The sequence below is a fragment of the Spongiibacter pelagi genome, assembly GCF_014705705.1.
Classification (GTDB): Bacteria; Pseudomonadota; Gammaproteobacteria; order Pseudomonadales; family Spongiibacteraceae; genus Spongiibacter; species Spongiibacter pelagi.
This window is the reverse complement of record NZ_JACXLD010000005.1, coordinates 22,955-41,804: the sequence shown is the minus strand read 5'-3', so window position 1 is coordinate 41,804 and position 18,850 is coordinate 22,955. Positions and strand designations below refer to the sequence as shown.

Sequence of the window (18,850 nt, the reverse complement as noted above, 5' to 3'; positions counted from 1 at the left end):
CCAAAAAATGGAGCTCATAACCGGATTTGAACCGGTGACCTCTTCCTTACCAAGGAAGTGCTCTACCGACTGAGCTATATGAGCACACTAACTGTTACCGCAAGCAAGAGCTCAAACTCCAGCCGGCATCGCATCGACCTATAAATAAAGAAGATGCCGTAAAACCTGCAACTCCAAGCATTAATGGAGCGGGTAGCGGGAATCGAACCCGCATCATCAGCTTGGAAGGCTGAGGTTCTACCACTGAACTATACCCGCCTGCCTTACTGCCAATTCACTAAAGCAAATCGGCAAATGCCTGCAAGTAATGGTGGAGGGGGGTGGATTCGAACCACCGAAGCTTGCGCGTCAGATTTACAGTCTGATCCCTTTGGCCACTCGGGAACCCCTCCCCAAAAGCGCGGAATATTCTGCTTAGCTTTCAATGAGTTGTCAAACAAAGATAACAACTGAATAGCAAGCGGAATGCGTGGAGCTGGTGAGAGGAGTCGAACCCCCGACCGGCTGATTACAAGTCAGCTGCTCTACCAACTGAGCTACACCAGCTTAAAGAATTACCACGTCGCTTCCGAACGAGGGCGGCATTCTAGTCGAACTCCCTTAAAGACGCAACGAAATTACAATTTTTTTTCTCAGCCTGCACAAGGCCATTTCCCAAGGCTTTTAAGCGCGCTAATTCTTTGTCGAACAAGGGCTTAGACGGATCACCGCGCAAACTCAACCAATAGCTTTCCAGCAACCGCGGCACCGGCGCTATTACAGGCTGATAACCCCGAGCCACAAACTGCTGAAGCTGGCGCTCAGCGCGGACGCGCTCCCGAAACACCCCAACCGAAACCGCATTCAACAGCTCGCCCTTATTTATGACAAAACTATCCCAGCCTTTTGCTCGAATCTCCGAACCCACCTCATCCGCCTTACTCGAATCAGGATACGGCCCCAAAATCACCCAGTATTCCAATTCTTGCTGAGCCGCACTCTTGTGGCGGCGAATCAGCCCATCAGCAGCAACGCTGGGCAACTCGTTATGATCATCAAACGCACCCAACACCCAACACTCTTCTCTTACCGGCGCAGCGACATCTGCATTTTCAATAACGTCAGACTCCAGCCGCATAGACTCTAGGCCATCGAACTCAAATCCCTCCGGTTCCGCCTCTGGCAATTCAGACAACAACACCAAATTTCCCGCCGAGGGCGGCAAGACACTCAATGGCCGCGACGGTGGCGGCGCATCAATTTCTCGCCAAACAAAGAATGCAATATTGAAGAGCACTAAAAACCAAAATACCCAGCGCAAACCCAAAGCCCTATTTCACAACAACACGCAAAACAACATGACAGCCTCTAAGCCACGCAAACCTCTAAGCCGACCAACCATTAATGACTGGATACAAACCATCGAGAACCAAATCCTCTCGATAGATCCAGTCATTTGCCTGACTACCCGCAGCCGCTATTAGCGCCGCACCCGCGCCGCCCGCAACAACAACCAATGGCGCCTCATCAACAAGCGCCGCCATCTGCTGCCGCGCCTGACTAACCGCCCCTATCAGCGCCAACCACTTGCCATGATGAACACACTCATCCGTGATCACACCCGGCGCTATCGTTTGCGCACCTTCTTCAGCAAAACGCACCCGATCCGTTCCAGACAACAAGGCCTGCAACATCATTTGCGGCCCAGGAATAATATAACCACCATGATGCACACCCTCGCCCGACACCATATCCAAGGTCAGCGCGGTACCCACATCAACAACCAAACAAGCCGCAGAAAACTCACGAAAAGCCGCAACCATTGCCAGCCAGCGATCCACCCCCATCCGCGCCACATCCGCATAAGCATTTTTAACCGGGCCACACACCACTTGGGACTGAGCAAATTCAGCCTGCAAACCACGACCACTGAAATAATCGCGCAGAATCTCGTTGCTGGATTCGCCCGCAACAGAACCCACCAATACTCGCTGAACATCTTCCAGAACGGCATCCAGCGAGGCCAACTCCGACCACGCCAAACGACCAGAATCGACAACACTCACCCCACAGCGCTTACGCCATTTAAGCGAGCTATTGCCAACATCCAGCTCTAGCAGAGCCTCAGCCATGCCGCCTCCGCAAACTCACCTCGCCACCGTGAAATAAACGCCGCTCACCATCAATAACAACCGCAAGCGCGCCATCGCGCTCCACACCATCAGCAACACCTAACAACCAATTCTCGCCTAGCTGCACCGACACTTCCGCGCCCGCAAAAATATCAAACTTGCGCCACTCATCGCGGTGAGCCGCAAAGCCCTGCCCTGCAAATTCCAGCATTGTTTCCTCTAGATGTAACAAGACTGCCGCCAAGACTTGATTTCGCGACAAACCAAAGGCGGTCAAATCCGCCCAGGGCTGATCAATGTCGGAGGTATCGGTAAAGCGCATATCCAAATTGACGCCGATACCGATAATTACCTGACACACCCCTGCCGGATCACCCTGCATCTCTAACAAAATACCGGCCAGTTTTTTACCGCCGAGCAGAATATCATTGGGCCACTTCAAACCTAAATCACTTACCCCAAGCCCTCGCAAGGCCCGCAGCACCGCAAGCCCCACGGAAAGACTTAAGCCCTCAAGCGCAGACGCACCATGCTCAAACTCCCACACCTTAGAGAGATAGAGATTGCGACCAAAAGGACTCAACCACTGCCGACCACGGCGCCCACGCCCAGCAGTCTGCTGCTCAGCAACACAGCAATAACCATGTGCCGACGCTTTTGCAATTTGCTTGGCCGCCTCGCTATTGGTGGAATCGGTTTGCAGAAAAATGTTGAGCTGATCCACAAGACCAGACTTACCCTCGGGAAGAAACGACCTTAACGCCGCCGGACTAAATAATTCCAGACCGCCTTCAAGACGATAGCCCCGCCCCTTCACCGACTCCAATTCCAGACCCAGCGCCGACAATTTCTGAAGCTGCTTCCAAACAGCAGTGCGACTCACACCCAAGACCTCACCCAACTCCTCACCGGAATGAAACTCGCCATCTGCCAATAGCGCGATCAACGCCTCACTCATTAACCCACTCCAGAAAAATCACCGCGACATCATTGCCGAAAGCCAGACATAAAAAAAGGGGTAGCTGCATCGCAACTACCCCTTTCACTTGGTGCCGAAGGCGGGACTTGAACCCGCACGAGCTAGGCTCACTACCCCCTCAAGATAGCGTGTCTACCAATTCCACCACTTCGGCTTTAACTTTTTTAAACCACGTACCAGCCGTAGCTTATTGAGGAATTTCCTGATTACCGCTTGCAGGCATGCTGCTTTTTGGCGCCACCGGCAAATCACCTGCAGGTACCGGAGCCACATCGCGGCTCTCTTCCAGCGCGGGAACTTCAATAATGTCATCAGACATGCCGCTGCTGTTTTTGGCAACAAAGGCCAGCGCCAGACTGGTCAAGAAGAACACAGTTGCCAGGATCGCGGTCGCGCGGGTCAGCACATTACCACTACCGCTTGCACCAAACAATGTCTGCGATGCGCCCGCTCCAAAAGAAGCACCCATATCTGCACCCTTACCCTGCTGAATCAGGATAAGACCAATGATGGCCAGCGCCGCCAAAATATGTACTACTAAAATTAACTGTTCCATTTACTCCGCCGCTCGGCAAATTGCGGAAAATTCTTGCGCATCGAGAGATGCACCACCAATAAGCCCACCATCAATATCAGGCTGGGCAAAAAGCTCGGCCGCATTGGCCGCCTTCACACTACCGCCGTACAACAGGCGCATTTCCTGAGCCGCCTGCTCATCAGCTTTCGCCACGGTAGCGCGGATAAAACCGTGCACTTCCTGAGCCTGTGCCGGACTGGCGGTTTTACCCGTACCAATCGCCCACACAGGTTCATAGGCAATAATCAGTTGGCGAAGATTCTCAACCGACAAACTCTTCAACACTGGCATCAATTGCTCAGCGATTACCGCAAAAGCTTGACCCGCTTCGCGCTCGGCATCCGTTTCGCCTACACACAAAACCGGAACCAAACCCGCATCGAGCACCGCACCAACCTTTTCGGCAACCAAGGCATTGGTATCACCGTAGGCTGCACGCCGCTCTGAGTGACCGACAATGACCAACCGGCACCCAATATCAGCCAGCATCTCCGCAGACACTTCCCCAGTAAACGCACCCGAACCCGCCTGCTCACAGACATTCTGCGCTCCCACATTTATGTGAGAATCGCTCAGAGCATGAATCACTTGAGAGAGGTATATCGCCGGAGGGAATACCGCCACATCGACATTTGAACCTGCAGGAAGCTCAGCACTGAGGCCAGCCACCAATTCTTCATTGGCCTTGAGTGTGCCGTTCATTTTCCAATTCCCGGCAACCAGCTTGCGTCTCATCCCACTTCCCTTAGCGCAAAATGGGCGGCAATCTTACATAAACCCATCGACTTATACAAGAAACCTCCGCTATTGCGCGAGGGATTTCACCTTCTCTACCAGACGAGCGCACTGACGACTGACTTCGCGCTCATCATCACCTTCTACCATTACTCGAATTACCGGCTCAGTACCCGAGGCGCGCAACAATACTCGGCCGCGACCATTCAATTCACGCTCGACCTCGGCAACCTCGGCCTGCAGCGCTGGATGCTGTAAATCCAGCGCTTCACTAATCCGCACATTCACCATAATCTGCGGCAGTTTTTCCACGCCTTTCAGTAATTCCAGCAGGCTTCGCTCCTGCCCCATCATCGCCGCCAACACCTGCAGCGCCGCCACAATACCATCGCCGGTAGTGCTCACATCAGAGCAGATAATATGGCCCGAGTTTTCGCCACCCAGCGGCCAGCCCATTTGCTGCATTAGCTCTTTAACGTAGCGATCACCCACCTTGGCCCGACCAAAAGGGATCTCCAACTCTTCCAGCGCACGCTCTAAACCAAGGTTGGTCATTAGCGTTCCAGCAACACCAGCACAGTGACCGGTGCGCAGTCGCTGGTCGGCAGCAATGATGTAAAGCAGCTCATCGCCATCCACCAGCGAACCATTGGCATCGACAAACAATACCCGATCACCATCACCATCAAAGGCGATACCTAAATCGGCTTTCTCAGCCATGACCTTCCAGCGCAGCGCATCCGGATGAGTCGAGCCCGCCTCTGCATTAATATTCAAACCATTCGGGCTGGCGCCAATGGTAATCACCTCGGCACCAAGCTCCTCAAACACCGCCGGCGCAACGTGATAGGTCGCGCCGTGAGCACAATCCACCACCAATTTAAGGCCATTAAGATTCAAATTAGATGGGAAAGTGGATTTGCAGTATTCGATATAACGCCCTTCGGCATCGTCGATTCGACTTACGCGCCCAAGCAACGCAGAGTCCACTGTGGTCATTGGCTGCTCGAGCATAGCCTCAATTTCCAGCTCGACTTCATCGGGCAATTTGCTGCCCGACGCAGAGAAGAATTTAATGCCATTATCGTAGTAAGGGTTGTGACTGGCGCTAATCACTACCCCCGCACGCGCCTTAAAGGTTCGCGCCAGATAAGCAATCGCCGGTGTCGGCATAGGCCCCAATAAACGCACATCCACACCCGCAGCAACTAAGCCCGCCTCAAGCGCAGACTCAAACATATAGCCGGAAATTCGCGTATCTTTGCCGATTAAAACCGTGTTGCGTCCTTCCTTGGCAAAGACCTTGCCCACCGCCCAACCGAGGCGAAGTACAAATTCAGGGGTAATAGTGCCCTGGCCAACGCGGCCCCGAATACCGTCAGTGCCAAAATACTTCCTACTCATAACCGCTCAAAATCCTTTAAATATTTATTCCACCGGCTGAGCCGACAACGCCGACACCACCGCGAGGGCATCCACGGTTTCACGCACATCGTGAACCCGAATAATCTTGGCGCCACGCTCAACCGCCAGCGCCGCCAACACAATACTGCCGGCCATGCGCTGACCCACTTCGCGACCGGTAATCGCGCCAACCATCGACTTTCTGGAAACACCAACCAATAAGGGATAGCCCAAATCACATAACTGGGGTAACTGCCGAAACAGCTCGAGGTTATGGGCTAAATTTTTACCGAAACCAAAACCGGGATCGAGAATGATTTTTGAACGGTCAATGCCCACCGCCGCACACGCCGCTACCCGCTCTTTTAAAAATGCGCTCACTTCAGCCAGCGGCGAATCGTACTGCGGACTCTGCTGCATCGATTGCGGCTCGCCACGCATGTGCATCAAACACACCGGCAGTGAACTTGCCGCCGCTGCAGCCAACGCACCCTCTCGCTGCAATGCCCGCACATCATTAATCAAACCCGCGCCCAACTTTGCTGATTCACGAATAATGCCTGGAGTACTGGTATCGACCGAAATCACACAATCAAAGCGCTCGACCAGCGCGGCGACCACCGGCAATACCCGATCCGCTTCTTGCACTGGCGACACCGTAGCCGCACCCGGCCGCGTAGATTCGCCGCCCACATCCAGAATGCTTGCGCCATCTAGCAAGGCCTGCTCAGCACGAGACAAAACCTGATCCAGCTTTAACTGGCCATCAAATAAGCTGCCGCCATCAGAGAAGGAGTCGGGGGTGATATTAAGCACCGCCATAACTTGCGGCTTACTTAAATCCAAAACACGATCGCCACAGCGTAGCTGTGGCGATAAAGAGGAATCGCTTGTCATTGAAGCCAGTCTTAGTGATCGGAAACCGAATCGACAAACGGGTCATCAGGGCGCTTGTCCTGATTGGGTTTTGGCTCGTCCTTGGCTTCAGCGCGCTGGCCGGAACCGCCGCTGCGATGATTATCATCCCAACCTGAAGGTGGACGCGGTTTGCGACCTTCCATGATGTCATCGATTTGATGGGCATCAATGGTTTCATACATCATCAGGGCATCCGCCATCATATCCAGCTTGCCGCGATGCTCTTCAAGAATGGATTTAGCGGTGCCGTAACACTCATCAATAATGCGGCGAACTTCTTCATCAATCTGACGCGTGGTTTCACCAGAAAGCGATTTAGAACCCTGCGCCGCAGAGCGACCTAAGAATACCTCTTCCTCAGCATCGTCATACATCAGCGGGCCGAGCTTTTCCGACAAGCCCCACTTCGTCACCATCTTGCGCGCAATATCAGTAGCGCGCTGAATATCGTTAGAGGCACCAGTCGTTACGCCGTCCGCACCCAACGTCATTTCTTCCGCAATACGGCCGCCAAACAGCGAACAAATCTGGCTAGTGATATGACGGCGACTCAGGCTGTAGCGATCTTCCTCTGGCAAGAACATGGTCACACCCAGCGCACGACCGCGGGGAATAATACTGACCTTATACACCGGATCATGCTCAGGCACGATGCGCCCAACAATCGCGTGACCCGCTTCATGGTAGGCGGTATTCAGCTTTTCTTTCTCAGACATCACCATAGATTTGCGCTCAGCGCCCATCATGATTTTGTCTTTGGCTAAATCGAACTGCTCCATGCTAACCAAACGCAAATTAGCCCGCGCCGCAAACAGCGCCGCCTCATTGGCAAGGTTGGCCAGATCCGCCCCGGAGAAACCGGGCGTACCGCGCGCAATAATTGCGGGATCAACATCATCGGTGACCGGCAGCTTGCGCATATGCACTTTCAAAATCTGTTCGCGACCGCGAATATCCGGCAAGCCCACCACCACTTGGCGGTCGAAACGACCGGGACGCAGCAGCGCGGGATCAAGCACATCGGGACGGTTGGTGGCGGCAATTACAATTACGCCATCATTGACTTCAAAACCATCCATTTCAACCAGCAACTGGTTCAGGGTTTGCTCACGCTCATCGTGACCGCCGCCCATACCGGCACCACGGTGGCGACCCACCGCATCGATTTCGTCGATAAAGATAATACAGGGCGCCTGCTTCTTGGCTTGCTCGAACATATCGCGCACACGGGACGCACCCACACCAACAAACATCTCAACAAAGTCAGAACCGGAGATTGAGAAGAACGGCACCTTGGCCTCACCGGCAATGGCTTTTGCCAGCAGCGTTTTACCGGTACCCGGCGGGCCCACCATCAACACACCGCGAGGAATACGACCACCAAGACGTTGGAATTTACCTGGATCGCGCAGGAACTCTACCAGCTCTTGCACATCTTCTTTGGCTTCATCGACACCAGCCACATCGGCAAAGGTTGTCTTAATTTGATCTTCACTGAGCAGGCGCGCCTTGCTTTTGCCAAACGCCATTGGCCCGCCCTTGCCACCGCCTACACCGCCCTGCATCTGGCGCATAAAGAACATAAAGATGGCGAGAATAATCAGAATGGGGAAACTGGCAACCAGCAACTGTGTCCACAGGCTTTGACGCTCAGGCTTGGTACCTTCCACCACCACATTGTGCTGCAGAAGATCATCAATCAGCTTGGGGTCATCCAACAAAGGACGCACGGTTTCAAAGCGCGAGCTATCTACTCGCTCACCACTGATCACCAAGCCGTCAATCACAACCTTGCGCACGCGCTCGGACTGCACTTCCGTGATGAACTGGGAGTAATTAAGCTGTTCTGTTGGTGACTGTACGCTGAAATTATTGAAGACCGTCAACAGGACGGCGGCAATGACCAGCCACAACAGTAAATTTTTTGCCATATCGTTCAAAACCAGTCCTCTTCCGGCTATCCACAGCCTGTGTTATCGACCGAATACTCTACTATAGAAAGTCCCGGCCCTCCATGAAAACCGGACTTTGGCGGCGCCGTCAATCTAACTGACAAACGCCCTAAAATTTGTCCATCAACCCTTAAAACCGCGACCCACCAAATACACCTCGCGGGAGCGTGGCCGTGATGCCGCCGGCTTACGGGTCACGATTTTGTCGAAATGTGAGCGCAATTCGCGAAAGAACTCATCAAAGCCCTCCCCCTGAAACACCTTGGCGACAAAATCGCCACCGGGGCGTAAGACCTGCACCGCCATATCCAAGGCCAACTCACACAGATACATGGATTTGGGCTGATCGACATCCCGCATCCCACTCATATTGGGGGCCATATCCGAAATTACAAGGTCAGCGCGTTGATCACCAAGCAAATCCAGCAATTGCTGAAACACACTGTCCTCTGTGAAATCGCCCTGCACGAACTCGACGCCAGCCAGGGAATCCATCGGTAAAATGTCCGACGCCAGCACGCGGCCGTGATGCCCCACCAAATCTACCGCCACCTGAGACCAGCCACCGGGGGCCGCGCCCAGATCAACCACGCACATACCGGGTTTAATCAGGCGGTCTTTTTCCTGTATTTCCAATAACTTAAAACAAGCGCGAGAACGGTAACCGTGCTTTTGCGCCAATTTGACATAGTGGTCATCAAAATGTTCACGCAACCAAGCGCCGCTAGAGGCTGAACGTTTAGCCATTGTGAAGAACCCTCTTTTTATTTACGGACAGAGTCCGAACTCCGACTTCCGACCAGTATACCTTTACCGTACAATAGCGCCCTTTTCACCAGATAGACCACCAGCATGAATCCTCTTAGCGCCAGTGACAAAAAACACCTTCGCAGCATCGGCCATCGGCTAAACCCAGTAGTGATGATTGGCGACAAAGGCTATTCAGAAGCCGTGGATTTGGAAGTGGAACGCGCCTTGAACGATCACGAATTAATTAAAGTGAAAGTGAATGTTGCCGAACCCGAAGAACGGCGCGAGCTGATTGAAGAAATGTGCGCCGCACGCGAAGCGGCGCTGGTTCAGGCCATTGGCAAAATTGCCTTGATTTACCGCCCCGCCAAAAAGCCCAATCCGCGCCTTTCAAATTTGCAGCGCCCAATCTAAGCGCTGCAAATCCGTTCACCAACTAAACTTACTCGGCCAAGTGCTGTACTTGGTCGATTTCGTACTCAATATTGCCACCGGGCGCAGTAACCAAAGCCACATCACCCTCTTCCTTACCGATCAAAGCACGCGCAATCGGCGAGGTCACCGAAATCTTGCCCGCCTTCACATTGGCTTCATCTTCGCCAACAATGCGGTAGGTCACTTCTTCATCGGTTTCGCAATTGATCAAGGTCACGGTTGTGCCAAAAATCACTTTGCCTGAACAGGGAATCTGAGTGATATCAATCACCCGCACATTGGACAGCTTGGCTTCGATTTCCTGAATCCGGCCTTCACAAAACCCCTGCTGCTCACGCGCCGCATGGTATTCCGCATTTTCTTTCAGATCACCATGCTCACGCGCCTCCGCAATCGCCTGCACAATGCGCGGGCGATCTACCGATTTTAATTGCTTCAATTCATCGCGCAGGGCTTTTTCGCCCGCGACGGTCATAGGAACCTGACTCATCCTACCAACTCCTGATGCACATCTTGCAGACGGCGCACTTGCTTCTCTTCGCCGAATTCCAGCGCCATACAAATGGCTTCGGCACCGGCCAGTGTCGTGGTGTAGCTCACTTTATTAGCCAAAGCCGTGCGACGAATCAACGAGGAATCCGCAATCGCTTGCTTGCCCTCAGTGGTATTCACAATCAAATCGATATCGCCGTTTTTAACCATATCGACAATATGCGGACGACCTTCCAGCACTTTGTTTACGCGCTGGCAGCTCAGGCCGGCTTCTTCCAGAATCTTGTGGGTACCACGGGTGGCACACAGTTCAAAACCCTGAGCAACCAGACGGCTAGCCACATCGACAACACCGCTCTTGTCGGGATCACGCACACTGATAAAGGCCTTGCCCGACGCTGGGAATACCTCACCCGCACCACGCGCCGCTTTAGCAAAGGCTTCAGCAAAGGTTTCACCCAAGCCCATTACCTCACCGGTAGATTTCATTTCTGGGCCGAGGATCGGGTCAACACCGGGGAATTTATTGAAGGGGAATACCGCTTCTTTCACCGCGTAATACTTGGGGATTTTCTCTTCGGTAAAGCCCTGCTCAACCAGTGAAACACCGGCCATACAGCGGGCCGCCACTTTAGCTAGCGACACACCAATACACTTAGAAACAAAGGGCACGGTACGCGATGCGCGAGGGTTCACCTCGATCACATAAACCTCGCCATCTTGCACCGCAAGCTGCACGTTCATCAGGCCGTTTACACCCAACTCCAGCGCCATGCGCTTAACCATTTCGCGCATTTCATTTTGAGTTGCTTCATCCAGCGAGTAAGGCGGCAGCGAACAGGCCGAGTCACCGGAGTGAACACCCGCTTGTTCGATATGCTGCATGATCGCGCCGATAACAACGTCTTTACCGTCAGACACGGCATCCAAGTCAACTTCTACCGCCGCATTCAGGAAGTGATCCAACAGTACCGGCGATTCATTCGATACTTTCACCGCTTCACGCATATAGCGCTGCAGCTCTTCTTCCTTGTAAACGATTTCCATTGCGCGGCCGCCCAGTACATAAGAAGGACGCACCACCAGCGGATAACCAATTTTATTGGCCGCTGCGATAGCTGCTTCTTCAGAACGCACGGTAGTATTCGGCGGCTGCTTCAGATTCAAACGCTGAATCATTTGCTGGAAGCGCTCGCGGTCTTCCGCACGGTCAATCGCTTCTGGGCTGGTACCAATAATTGGCACACCGGCAGCTTCAAGATCACGCGCCAGTTTCAGCGGGGTTTGACCACCAAACTGCACAATAACGCCCTTGGGTTTTTCCTTGGCCACAATTTCCAACACGTCTTCCAGCGTTACCGGCTCAAAATAGAGGCGGTCGGAAGTGTCGTAATCGGTGGATACGGTTTCCGGGTTACAGTTGACCATAATGGTTTCATAACCGTCTTCGCGCATCGCCAGTGCCGCGTGCACACAGCAGTAGTCGAATTCGATACCTTGGCCGATACGGTTGGGGCCACCACCGATAACCAGAATTTTTTCTTTATCGGACGGCTGCGCCTCGCACTCTTCCTCATAGGTGGAGTACATATAGGCAGTAGACGTTGAGAATTCCGCCGCACAGGTATCAACGCGCTTGTAAACCGGGTGAATACCAAGCTGATGACGGCGCGAACGCAATTGGCGCTCGCTAACAGCCAACAGCACCGCCAAGCGCTGATCGGAGAAGCCTTTACGCTTCAAACGCCACATCATATCGCGGTCGATTTCAGTCAGGGTCAGCGACTTCAGCGAGTTCTCGGTTTTGATAATGTCTTCAATCTGCACCAGGAACCAGGGATCAACGCCGGAGTGCTCGTAGACTTCCTGCACGCTCATGCCACTGCGGAAAGCGTCACCGATGTACCAAATACGATCCGCACCGGGGTTAGTCAGCTCGGCAATTAGAATGTCGCTGGCATCATCGCGGTCGGTATCAATCTTGTGTTCAAAACCTGCCGAGCCCACTTCCAGTCCACGCAGGGCTTTCTGCAAAGACTCTTGGAAGGTACGGCCAATCGCCATAACCTCACCCACAGATTTCATCTGGGTGTGCAGGCGCGAGGGCGCGTCACCAAATTTTTCAAAGGTAAAACGCGGCACCTTGGTAACCACGTAGTCGATGCTGGGCTCGAAAGAAGCCGGAGTCGCACCGCCGGTAATATCGTTTTGCAGCTCGTCGAGGGTGTAACCCACCGCCAGCTTGGCCGCCACCTTAGCAATCGGGAAGCCAGTCGCTTTAGACGCCAGAGCCGAAGAACGAGACACGCGAGGGTTCATCTCGATAACCACCAGACGGCCGTCTTCCGGATTCATACCGAATTGCACGTTGGAGCCGCCGGTTTCCACACCAATCTCACGCAGTACCGCGCAAGAGGCGTCACGCATGATTTGATATTCTTTATCGGTCAGGGTCTGCGCTGGCGCGACGGTGATCGAGTCACCTGTGTGCACGCCCATGGCATCAAAGTTTTCAATCGAACAGATGATGATGCAGTTGTCGTTGCGGTCGCGCACCACCTCCATCTCGTACTCTTTCCAGCCAATCAAACTTTCGTCGATCAGCAGCTCATTGGTCGGAGACAAATCCAGACCGCGAGTACAGATTTCAATGAACTCTTCTTTGTTATAGGCAATACCACCGCCGGAACCGCCCATAGTAAAAGAAGGACGGATAATCGCTGGGAAGCCGATGCTGTCCAGCACTTGCAGGGCTTCTTCCATGCTGTGAGCAATGGCCGCACGCGGAGTTTCCAAACCGATGCGCTTCATGGCCTTGTCGAACAACTGGCGATCTTCTGCCATGTCGATCGCATCTTTGGTGGCGCCGATCATCTCTACGCCGAACTCAGCCAACACGCCTTCGCGATCCAGATCCAACGCACAGTTCAGTGCGGTCTGGCCACCCATGGTCGGCAGCAAGGCATCGGGGCGCTCTTTCTCAATAATTTTGGCAACAGTCTGCCATACCACCGGCTCAATATAAGTGGCATCGGCCATGGCCGGGTCGGTCATGATGGTGGCGGGGTTGGAGTTAACCAGAATAACCCGGTAACCCTCTTCCTTCAGCGCCTTACACGCCTGCGCACCAGAGTAGTCAAATTCACAGGCCTGACCGATAACAATCGGGCCAGCACCAAGAATCAGAATGGATTTAATATCAGTTCTTTTTGGCATAACGGCTCCGCCCTCAACCTGCGTTACGGGCTTGGATCAATTCGATGAAATGGTCAAACAGTGGCGCAATATCATGCGGCCCCGGACTCGCTTCAGGGTGGCCTTGGAAGCTGAACGCCGGGCAATCGGTGCGATGCACGCCTTGCAATGAACCATCAAACAGCGACTTATGGGTCGTTTCCAGATTGGCCGGAAGCGTAGCTTCATCTACTGCAAAACCGTGGTTCTGACTGGTGATATGCACCACCTTGGTGTTGAGATCCTGCACCGGGTGGTTGGCACCGTGGTGACCGAATTTCATTTTTACGGTTTTAGCACCAGAGGCCAGTGACAACAGCTGGTGCCCCAAGCAGATACCAAATACGGGCAGTTTGGTTTCCAGAATTTCTTTGATTGCCGCAATCGCGTAATCACAAGGCTCTGGGTCACCGGGGCCATTGGACAGGAACACCCCATCCGGATTCATCGCCAGCACTTCGCTGGCTGGCGTTTTTGCTGGAACGACGGTTAGACGGCAACCGCGATCAGTCAGCATACGCAGAATATTGCGCTTCACACCAAAGTCATAGGCTACGACATGGTAAGGCAGTTCGCTGTCGGCAAAGACTTTATGGCCTTCACCCAGCGCCCAGCTACCTTCGCGCCATTCATACGCCGAGGCGGTGGTCACTTCTTTCGCCAGATCCATGCCTTTCAAACCGGCAAAGCCTTTGGCCAACTCCAGCGCTTTAGCTTCGTCGATATTATCGCCGGCCATCAGGCAGCCGTTCTGCGCACCTTTGTCGCGCAGAATACGCGTCAAACGACGGGTATCAATTTCGGCAATACCAATCACATTGCGACGCTCAAGATAGGCTTGCAGGGTTTCTTCCGAGCGGAAGTTGCTGGCCAACAAGGGCAAGTCGCGAATGACCAGACCGGTAGACCAGATTTCCGCCGCTTCTTCATCTTCGGCGTTAATCCCGGTATTACCGATATGCGGGTAAGTCAGAGTGACGATTTGGCGGGCATAGGAGGGATCGGTGAGAATTTCCTGATAGCCGGTCATTGCGGTATTGAACACAACCTCACCAACTGAATGCCCTGAGGCACCAATGGCAACGCCGCGAAAAATACTGCCGTCTGCTAGGGCAAGTATGGCTGGAACGGTCAAGACTACCTCCTGTCGGGCGCGGATGCCGCTCTGGCACCCTGTCAAACTCGCGGCCGAAGGCTATCGCCAGCAATCAAGCCGGAACAACAACCAGTACGCCACAGAGGGAAAATGTGTTTTGCAAAAAAGCGAGATGAGTCCAACCCACCTCGCTTATATTGCTAAAACCTTGTTTGCGGGCCGGCGACAACGTGTCGAAGCCACCCCCGAATCTGAGGCGCAATTTTACGAGAAAAGTCGTCAAACTGTCCACCGCAAAGACTGCCTCGAAGTGTGATTATTACAAGGGCATTGCAAAATGCCCCTTATTATCGATAAAGATCCGGCAAATTCAGTCTTTTAGACCGAGCACATCCTGCATATCGTAGTGACCGGCCTGCTGACTCGCCAGCCACGCCGCCGCTCTTACCGCACCGCGACCGAAGGACATCCGCGAGCTGGCCTTGTGAGTGATTTCAACCCGCTCACCCTCGGCGCAGAACATCACCGTGTGATCGCCGACAATATCGCCGGCACGAACCGTGGCAAAACCAATGGTTTCACGCTCGCGGGCTCCGGTTTGCCCCTCGCGACCATAAACCGCCACTTTATTTAAATCGCGACCCAAGGCGTCGGCAACCACCTGCCCCATGCTCAGGGCCGTTCCAGAGGGCGCATCCACCTTGTGACGGTGATGCGCTTCATAAACCTCAATATCCACATCATCGCCCAGCACGCGCGCCGCCATATCCAATAATTTGAAACACAGATTCACGCCGGTACTGAAATTTGATGCCTGACACACCGCAATCGGCGCAATGGTTTCCGCCAATTGTTTTTTCTGTGCCTCATCAAAACCGGTGGTACCAATCACCATACCCTTGCCGGCACTGGCACAGGCCGCCGCATTGGCCAGTGTTGCCAGCGGCGCCGTGAAATCGATCAACACGTCGAATTGATCCAGCACCGCATTAATGTCGCCGACAACAGCAACGCCATTCTTACCCAGCCCAGCCAGCTCCCCCGCATCGGCGCCAATCAAGCTGCTTTCGGGGCGCTCAATCGCCGCGCTGAGCACGCAACCCTCTGCCAAATTCACGGCCTCAATCAAGGTCTTACCCATGCGCCCCGCTGCGCCGGTTACTGCAATTCGAACGGTCATTGTGCTGCCTTTTCTCCACTAATACTGTCGCCCTCGGTTTTTTCAGCGGACTTTTCCGCCTCTGAACCCAGTGCCATTTCTTTTACTGTGATTTTACCTATCGCCTGCTCAACCGCATTTTCAATCGCAAGCTGAACACCGCCCACATCCACCGTAGAAAAACGCTTGCGGCGGTAAGGCAATAAACTGGTGGTGCCGTATTTTCGCACAGCATCGAGCACTTTTTTCACCGGCATGGTTTCCAGTGGCGCATTGGGCAAATAACGCGAAGGCTCTTCAGCATCTTCCGTAACCAGCCCCGCACGCTCTAGCGCCTTCAACACCAAGCCGACTCCTTGAATTTGGGTGCGCAAAAACAACTGGTAACCACTGGCCGTGAGCGGCGGACGCCCCTGATAAAAACGCTGCCCCATCAAAGCCATTAAGCGCAGTGCCAACTGCTCCTGCTGTTCAATACTGAGTCCACCGTCGCGCTTGGCCGGCACTACATATTCCGGATGCTGAACATAAAACGCGACACTGCTTCCCACCAGCAGAATCAACCAGCTGATATACATCCACATCATGAACAGAATCAGCAAGGCAAAACTGGAGTAGATCGCGTAAGTGCCACTGCCAGATGCCGACACCACAATGCTGCCAAACCCCCAACCCACACTTTGGAACAACACCCCAGACACCATGCCACCAATAACACCGGCTTTCAGCGTGACCCGCGTATTGGGAATAAACATATAAAAGAAGGTAAATGCCGCGATAATCATTAAATACGGCGCCATTTTGGTGGCGAAATTCACCAAATGCGCGAGGAACGGCAACTGTTCAGTGGCCTGCTGTACTAAGGCACCGCTGAGCACCGTCGCCGACAGACCCAGCGCAGAAAACACCAATAGCGGGCCGATTAACATCACACTGCCGTAATCCGCCACCCGCCGACCGATACTGCGGTGCTGCTCCAAACGCCAAATAAAATTAAAGGTCGACTCGATTTTCTGAATCAGTGAAATCGCCGTGTAAAACAACAGCGCAATACCAAAGGTTCCCAACACACTGATTTTGACATTGTCGATAAAGCCAATTACTTGCTGGGTAATCTCGACGCCTTTATCACCCATTGGCGCCAAAAACTGCAGCATAATCGGCTCCAGCTCCCGGTTGTGCATACCAAAGGCCTTCAGCACCGAGAAACTCACCGCTAACAACGGCACCAGCGACAATAGCGTGGTGTACACCAGACTCATCGCCCGCAGGGTCAACTCCCCCTTGGCCATATCGTCCAGCATTACATAAACATAGCGCAGCACCGCATACACCCGCTGCCGCCAATAGGGATAGTCCGCCACCGACTCAGACCAGAGGTGCGCCGCTACATATTTATTAAGGGTTTTATCCATAACCTACCAGCCGCTCCAGAACTGCCGCTAAGCATGGAGAAAAAAAAGAGATAAGTCGAGTAATGCTCGGCACTACCGAGCAGGGGAGCCCCAGATTAATTACTGCGCTTGCAAGGTACTCGCAAGCCTCAATTCTGTATAGGGCAGATTGTTGATTTCCTGATCGATCACCAACATGTCAAAGCTAGGAAGCTCAGATTAACGTCACGAGCAATACTAGATTGGTCGCCGCCGGCGGTACTCGTAATGCTCATTTATCTGCATAGGGCAGATTGTCGATTTCCGTACTCGAGGCCGATGCGGCTAGGCAAAAGGCGGCGAAACGAGGGAGTTTATAGTCGATAAATGACCGACTTGAGCCGCCTTTTAACAACGCCGCGTCAACGCAGAGAGGAAATCACCAATCTGCTACAGCTTCATGTCGTCGAAAAAGGTCTTTACCCCCTCAAACCAGCCTTTTTTACGCGGCGCATGCTCATCGCTACCGCCCAGACTGACTTGCAGTTCTTCCAGCAATTCTTTCTGACGCTTGTTCAGTTTGACCGGAGTTTCAACCACGGTTTTACAGATCAGGTCGCCGGTGGTGCCACCGCGAACCGGGGTAATGCCCTTTCCACGAAGACGGAAGGATTTTCCAGTTTGGGTTTCTGCCGGGATTTTCAGCTTCACGCGACCGTCTAGCGTGGGCACATCCAGTTCACCGCCCAGCGCCGCGTCGGTAAAGCTAATTGGCACTTCACAGTAAAGGTGTTTGCCATCGCGCTGGAAAATCGGGTGCGGCTTAACCGACATCTGCACATATAGATCGCCCGCCGGCCCGCCATTGGGGCTGGCCTCACCCTCACCACTCAGGCGAATGCGATCGCCAGTATCCACGCCGGGCGGCACTTTAACCGATAGGGTTTTGGTTTCTTCAATTCGACCCTGACCGCGACAATCGCCACAGGGATCGGAAATAATTTTGCCATTACCGCGACAAGCAGGGCAGGTTTGCTGTACCGCAAAGAAGCCCTGCTGCATACGCACCTGACCCACACCGTTACAGGTGCTACAGGTGGTTGGCGAGCTACCTTTCTTGGCGCCGCTACCATCACAGGTATTACAAGCCACCAGCGTAGGAATACGAATTTTTGCCGTGGTGCCTTTAACCGCCTGCTCGAGATCAATCTCAAGGGTATAGCGCAAATCGGCACCGGGCTGAGGGCCGCGCTGACGCTGACCGCCACCACCGCCGAAAATATCGCCAAACACATCACCGAAAATATCGCTAAAGCCGGCACCACCGCCGCCACCAAAACCACCGGCACCGGCGCCAACGCCTTCATGACCAAAGCGGTCGTAAGCGGCACGCTTTTCCTTATCGGTTAATACTTCATAGGCTTCAGTCGCCTCTTTGAAGATATCTTCCGCTTTCGGGTCATCCGGGTTGCGATCCGGGTGATTTTTCATGGCAATGCGACGATAGGCCTTTTTAATTTCCTTCTCGTCGGAGCTGCGCTCAACACCCAGAATTTCGTAATAATCGCGTTTTGACATGTATTCTGATCCGTACTGCTCAAGCTAAGACGCCGGGCTGGGCCCGGCGTTTTTCGT

17 protein-coding genes and 5 tRNA genes are annotated in these 18,850 nt (G+C 53.5%); 2 read left to right on the top strand and 20 right to left on the bottom strand.

The window, feature by feature from the left end; all coding sequences use genetic code 11:
• Positions 1 to 8 precede the first annotated feature (8 nt).
• From IB286_RS09890 to rlmE, 14 genes are all read right to left on the bottom strand, one after another.
• A tRNA-Thr gene (locus tag IB286_RS09890) sits at positions 9 to 84 on the bottom strand.
• Between the two features lie 100 nt (positions 85 to 184).
• A tRNA-Gly gene (locus IB286_RS09885) sits at positions 185 to 258 on the bottom strand.
• Between the two features lie 50 nt (positions 259 to 308).
• Positions 309 to 392, bottom strand: a tRNA-Tyr gene (locus IB286_RS09880).
• Positions 393 to 470: 78 nt separating this feature from the next.
• Positions 471 to 546 (bottom strand) — tRNA-Thr (locus IB286_RS09875).
• Positions 547 to 586: 40 nt separating this feature from the next.
• Positions 587 to 1,300, bottom strand: coding sequence for an SPOR domain-containing protein (locus tag IB286_RS09870; RefSeq protein ID WP_190765053.1), 714 nt, complete (start codon positions 1,298 to 1,300; stop codon positions 587 to 589).
• A gap of 64 nt (positions 1,301 to 1,364) precedes the next feature.
• Positions 1,365 to 2,111, bottom strand: coding sequence for a type III pantothenate kinase (locus IB286_RS09865; protein WP_190765051.1), 747 nt, complete (start codon positions 2,109 to 2,111; stop codon positions 1,365 to 1,367).
• Positions 2,104 to 3,069 carry a bifunctional biotin--[acetyl-CoA-carboxylase] ligase/biotin operon repressor BirA gene (gene birA, locus IB286_RS09860; protein ID WP_190765049.1) on the bottom strand — a complete coding sequence of 322 codons (966 nt, stop codon included), beginning with the start codon at positions 3,067 to 3,069 and terminating at the stop codon, positions 2,104 to 2,106. Before birA ends, IB286_RS09865 begins: the two co-directional genes overlap by 8 nt.
• Positions 3,070 to 3,158: 89 nt before the next feature.
• Positions 3,159 to 3,244 (bottom strand) — tRNA-Leu (locus tag IB286_RS09855).
• 33 nt (positions 3,245 to 3,277) lie between these two features.
• Entirely contained in the window at positions 3,278 to 3,646 is a 369-nt protein-coding gene (gene secG / locus IB286_RS09850) for a preprotein translocase subunit SecG (RefSeq protein WP_190765047.1), read from the bottom strand.
• Positions 3,647 to 4,402 carry a triose-phosphate isomerase gene (tpiA, locus tag IB286_RS09845; protein ID WP_190765045.1) on the bottom strand — a complete coding sequence of 252 codons (756 nt, stop codon included), beginning with the start codon at positions 4,400 to 4,402 and terminating at the stop codon, positions 3,647 to 3,649. It lies immediately after the preceding gene.
• Between the two features lie 69 nt (positions 4,403 to 4,471).
• Positions 4,472 to 5,806: a phosphoglucosamine mutase gene (gene glmM, locus IB286_RS09840; protein ID WP_190765043.1), complete on the bottom strand. Its 1,335-nt coding sequence runs from the start codon at positions 5,804 to 5,806 to the stop codon at positions 4,472 to 4,474.
• Positions 5,807 to 5,830: 24 nt separating this feature from the next.
• Positions 5,831 to 6,703, bottom strand: a complete 873-nt coding sequence (folP, locus tag IB286_RS09835) for a dihydropteroate synthase (RefSeq protein ID WP_190765041.1) — start codon at positions 6,701 to 6,703, stop codon at positions 5,831 to 5,833.
• 11 nt (positions 6,704 to 6,714) lie between these two features.
• Complete coding sequence (gene ftsH, locus IB286_RS09830) at positions 6,715 to 8,655, bottom strand: ATP-dependent zinc metalloprotease FtsH (RefSeq protein ID WP_190765039.1); 1,941 nt, start codon at positions 8,653 to 8,655, stop codon at positions 6,715 to 6,717.
• Positions 8,656 to 8,799: 144 nt separating this feature from the next.
• Positions 8,800 to 9,423 (bottom strand): 23S rRNA (uridine(2552)-2'-O)-methyltransferase RlmE, encoded by a 624-nt coding sequence (gene rlmE / locus IB286_RS09825; RefSeq protein WP_190765037.1) that lies wholly within the window; start codon positions 9,421 to 9,423, stop codon positions 8,800 to 8,802.
• A gap of 105 nt (positions 9,424 to 9,528) precedes the next feature.
• On the opposite strand from rlmE, the gene yhbY reads away from it, so the two are divergent.
• A complete protein-coding gene (gene yhbY / locus IB286_RS09820; RefSeq protein WP_190765035.1) occupies positions 9,529 to 9,840 on the top strand; it encodes a ribosome assembly RNA-binding protein YhbY in 312 nt (103 codons plus the stop codon).
• A gap of 28 nt (positions 9,841 to 9,868) precedes the next feature.
• On the opposite strand, the gene greA is transcribed toward yhbY, so the two are convergent.
• The 3 genes from greA to carA are packed head-to-tail and all read right to left on the bottom strand — an operon-like array spanning position 9,869 to position 14,722.
• Positions 9,869 to 10,351, bottom strand: coding sequence for a transcription elongation factor GreA (gene greA / locus IB286_RS09815; RefSeq protein ID WP_190765033.1), 483 nt, complete (start codon positions 10,349 to 10,351; stop codon positions 9,869 to 9,871).
• Positions 10,348 to 13,569: a carbamoyl-phosphate synthase large subunit gene (gene carB, locus IB286_RS09810; protein ID WP_190765031.1), complete on the bottom strand. Its 3,222-nt coding sequence runs from the start codon at positions 13,567 to 13,569 to the stop codon at positions 10,348 to 10,350. The genes greA and carB overlap by 4 nt, the downstream gene beginning before the upstream one ends.
• Before the next feature lie 13 nt (positions 13,570 to 13,582).
• On the bottom strand, positions 13,583 to 14,722 hold the full coding sequence (gene carA, locus IB286_RS09805; protein ID WP_190765029.1) for a glutamine-hydrolyzing carbamoyl-phosphate synthase small subunit: 1,140 nt from the start codon (positions 14,720 to 14,722) through the stop codon (positions 13,583 to 13,585).
• On the opposite strand from carA, the gene IB286_RS09800 reads away from it, so the two are divergent.
• Positions 14,706 to 14,999, top strand: a complete 294-nt coding sequence (locus IB286_RS09800) for a hypothetical protein (RefSeq protein ID WP_190765027.1) — start codon at positions 14,706 to 14,708, stop codon at positions 14,997 to 14,999. The genes carA and IB286_RS09800 overlap by 17 nt on opposite strands.
• Positions 15,000 to 15,053: 54 nt before the next feature.
• On the opposite strand, the gene dapB is transcribed toward IB286_RS09800, so the two are convergent.
• The 3 genes from dapB to dnaJ form a co-directional block, all read right to left on the bottom strand.
• Positions 15,054 to 15,863, bottom strand: coding sequence for a 4-hydroxy-tetrahydrodipicolinate reductase (gene dapB, locus IB286_RS09795; RefSeq protein WP_190765025.1), 810 nt, complete (start codon positions 15,861 to 15,863; stop codon positions 15,054 to 15,056).
• Positions 15,860 to 17,257 (bottom strand): YihY/virulence factor BrkB family protein, encoded by a 1,398-nt coding sequence (locus IB286_RS09790; RefSeq protein ID WP_190765022.1) that lies wholly within the window; start codon positions 17,255 to 17,257, stop codon positions 15,860 to 15,862. The genes dapB and IB286_RS09790 overlap by 4 nt, the downstream gene beginning before the upstream one ends.
• Before the next feature lie 408 nt (positions 17,258 to 17,665).
• Positions 17,666 to 18,793, bottom strand: a complete 1,128-nt coding sequence (gene dnaJ, locus IB286_RS09785; protein WP_190765020.1) for a molecular chaperone DnaJ — start codon at positions 18,791 to 18,793, stop codon at positions 17,666 to 17,668.
• Positions 18,794 to 18,850 lie beyond the last annotated feature (57 nt).

Excerpts from the sequence above, each read along its gene's own strand:
- IB286_RS09800 (WP_190765027.1), top strand. The coding sequence starts at position 14,706 with ATGGCTGGAACGGTCAAGACTACCTCCTGTCGGGCGCGGATGCCGCTC.
- glmM (WP_190765043.1), bottom strand. The coding sequence starts at position 5,806 with ATGAGTAGGAAGTATTTTGGCACTGACGGTATTCGGGGCCGCGTTGGC.
- rlmE (WP_190765037.1), bottom strand. The coding sequence starts at position 9,423 with ATGGCTAAACGTTCAGCCTCTAGCGGCGCTTGGTTGCGTGAACATTTT.
- dnaJ (WP_190765020.1), bottom strand. The coding sequence starts at position 18,793 with ATGTCAAAACGCGATTATTACGAAATTCTGGGTGTTGAGCGCAGCTCC.
- tpiA (WP_190765045.1), bottom strand. The coding sequence starts at position 4,402 with ATGAGACGCAAGCTGGTTGCCGGGAATTGGAAAATGAACGGCACACTC.
- dapB (WP_190765025.1), bottom strand. The coding sequence starts at position 15,863 with ATGACCGTTCGAATTGCAGTAACCGGCGCAGCGGGGCGCATGGGTAAG.
- carB (WP_190765031.1), bottom strand. The coding sequence starts at position 13,569 with ATGCCAAAAAGAACTGATATTAAATCCATTCTGATTCTTGGTGCTGGC.
- birA (WP_190765049.1), bottom strand. The coding sequence starts at position 3,069 with ATGAGTGAGGCGTTGATCGCGCTATTGGCAGATGGCGAGTTTCATTCC.
- IB286_RS09790 (WP_190765022.1), bottom strand. The coding sequence starts at position 17,257 with ATGGATAAAACCCTTAATAAATATGTAGCGGCGCACCTCTGGTCTGAG.
- secG (WP_190765047.1), bottom strand. The coding sequence starts at position 3,646 with ATGGAACAGTTAATTTTAGTAGTACATATTTTGGCGGCGCTGGCCATC.
- IB286_RS09865 (WP_190765051.1), bottom strand. The coding sequence starts at position 2,111 with ATGGCTGAGGCTCTGCTAGAGCTGGATGTTGGCAATAGCTCGCTTAAA.
- ftsH (WP_190765039.1), bottom strand. The coding sequence starts at position 8,655 with ATGGCAAAAAATTTACTGTTGTGGCTGGTCATTGCCGCCGTCCTGTTG.
- yhbY (WP_190765035.1), top strand. The coding sequence starts at position 9,529 with ATGAATCCTCTTAGCGCCAGTGACAAAAAACACCTTCGCAGCATCGGC.
- folP (WP_190765041.1), bottom strand. The coding sequence starts at position 6,703 with ATGACAAGCGATTCCTCTTTATCGCCACAGCTACGCTGTGGCGATCGT.
- greA (WP_190765033.1), bottom strand. The coding sequence starts at position 10,351 with ATGAGTCAGGTTCCTATGACCGTCGCGGGCGAAAAAGCCCTGCGCGAT.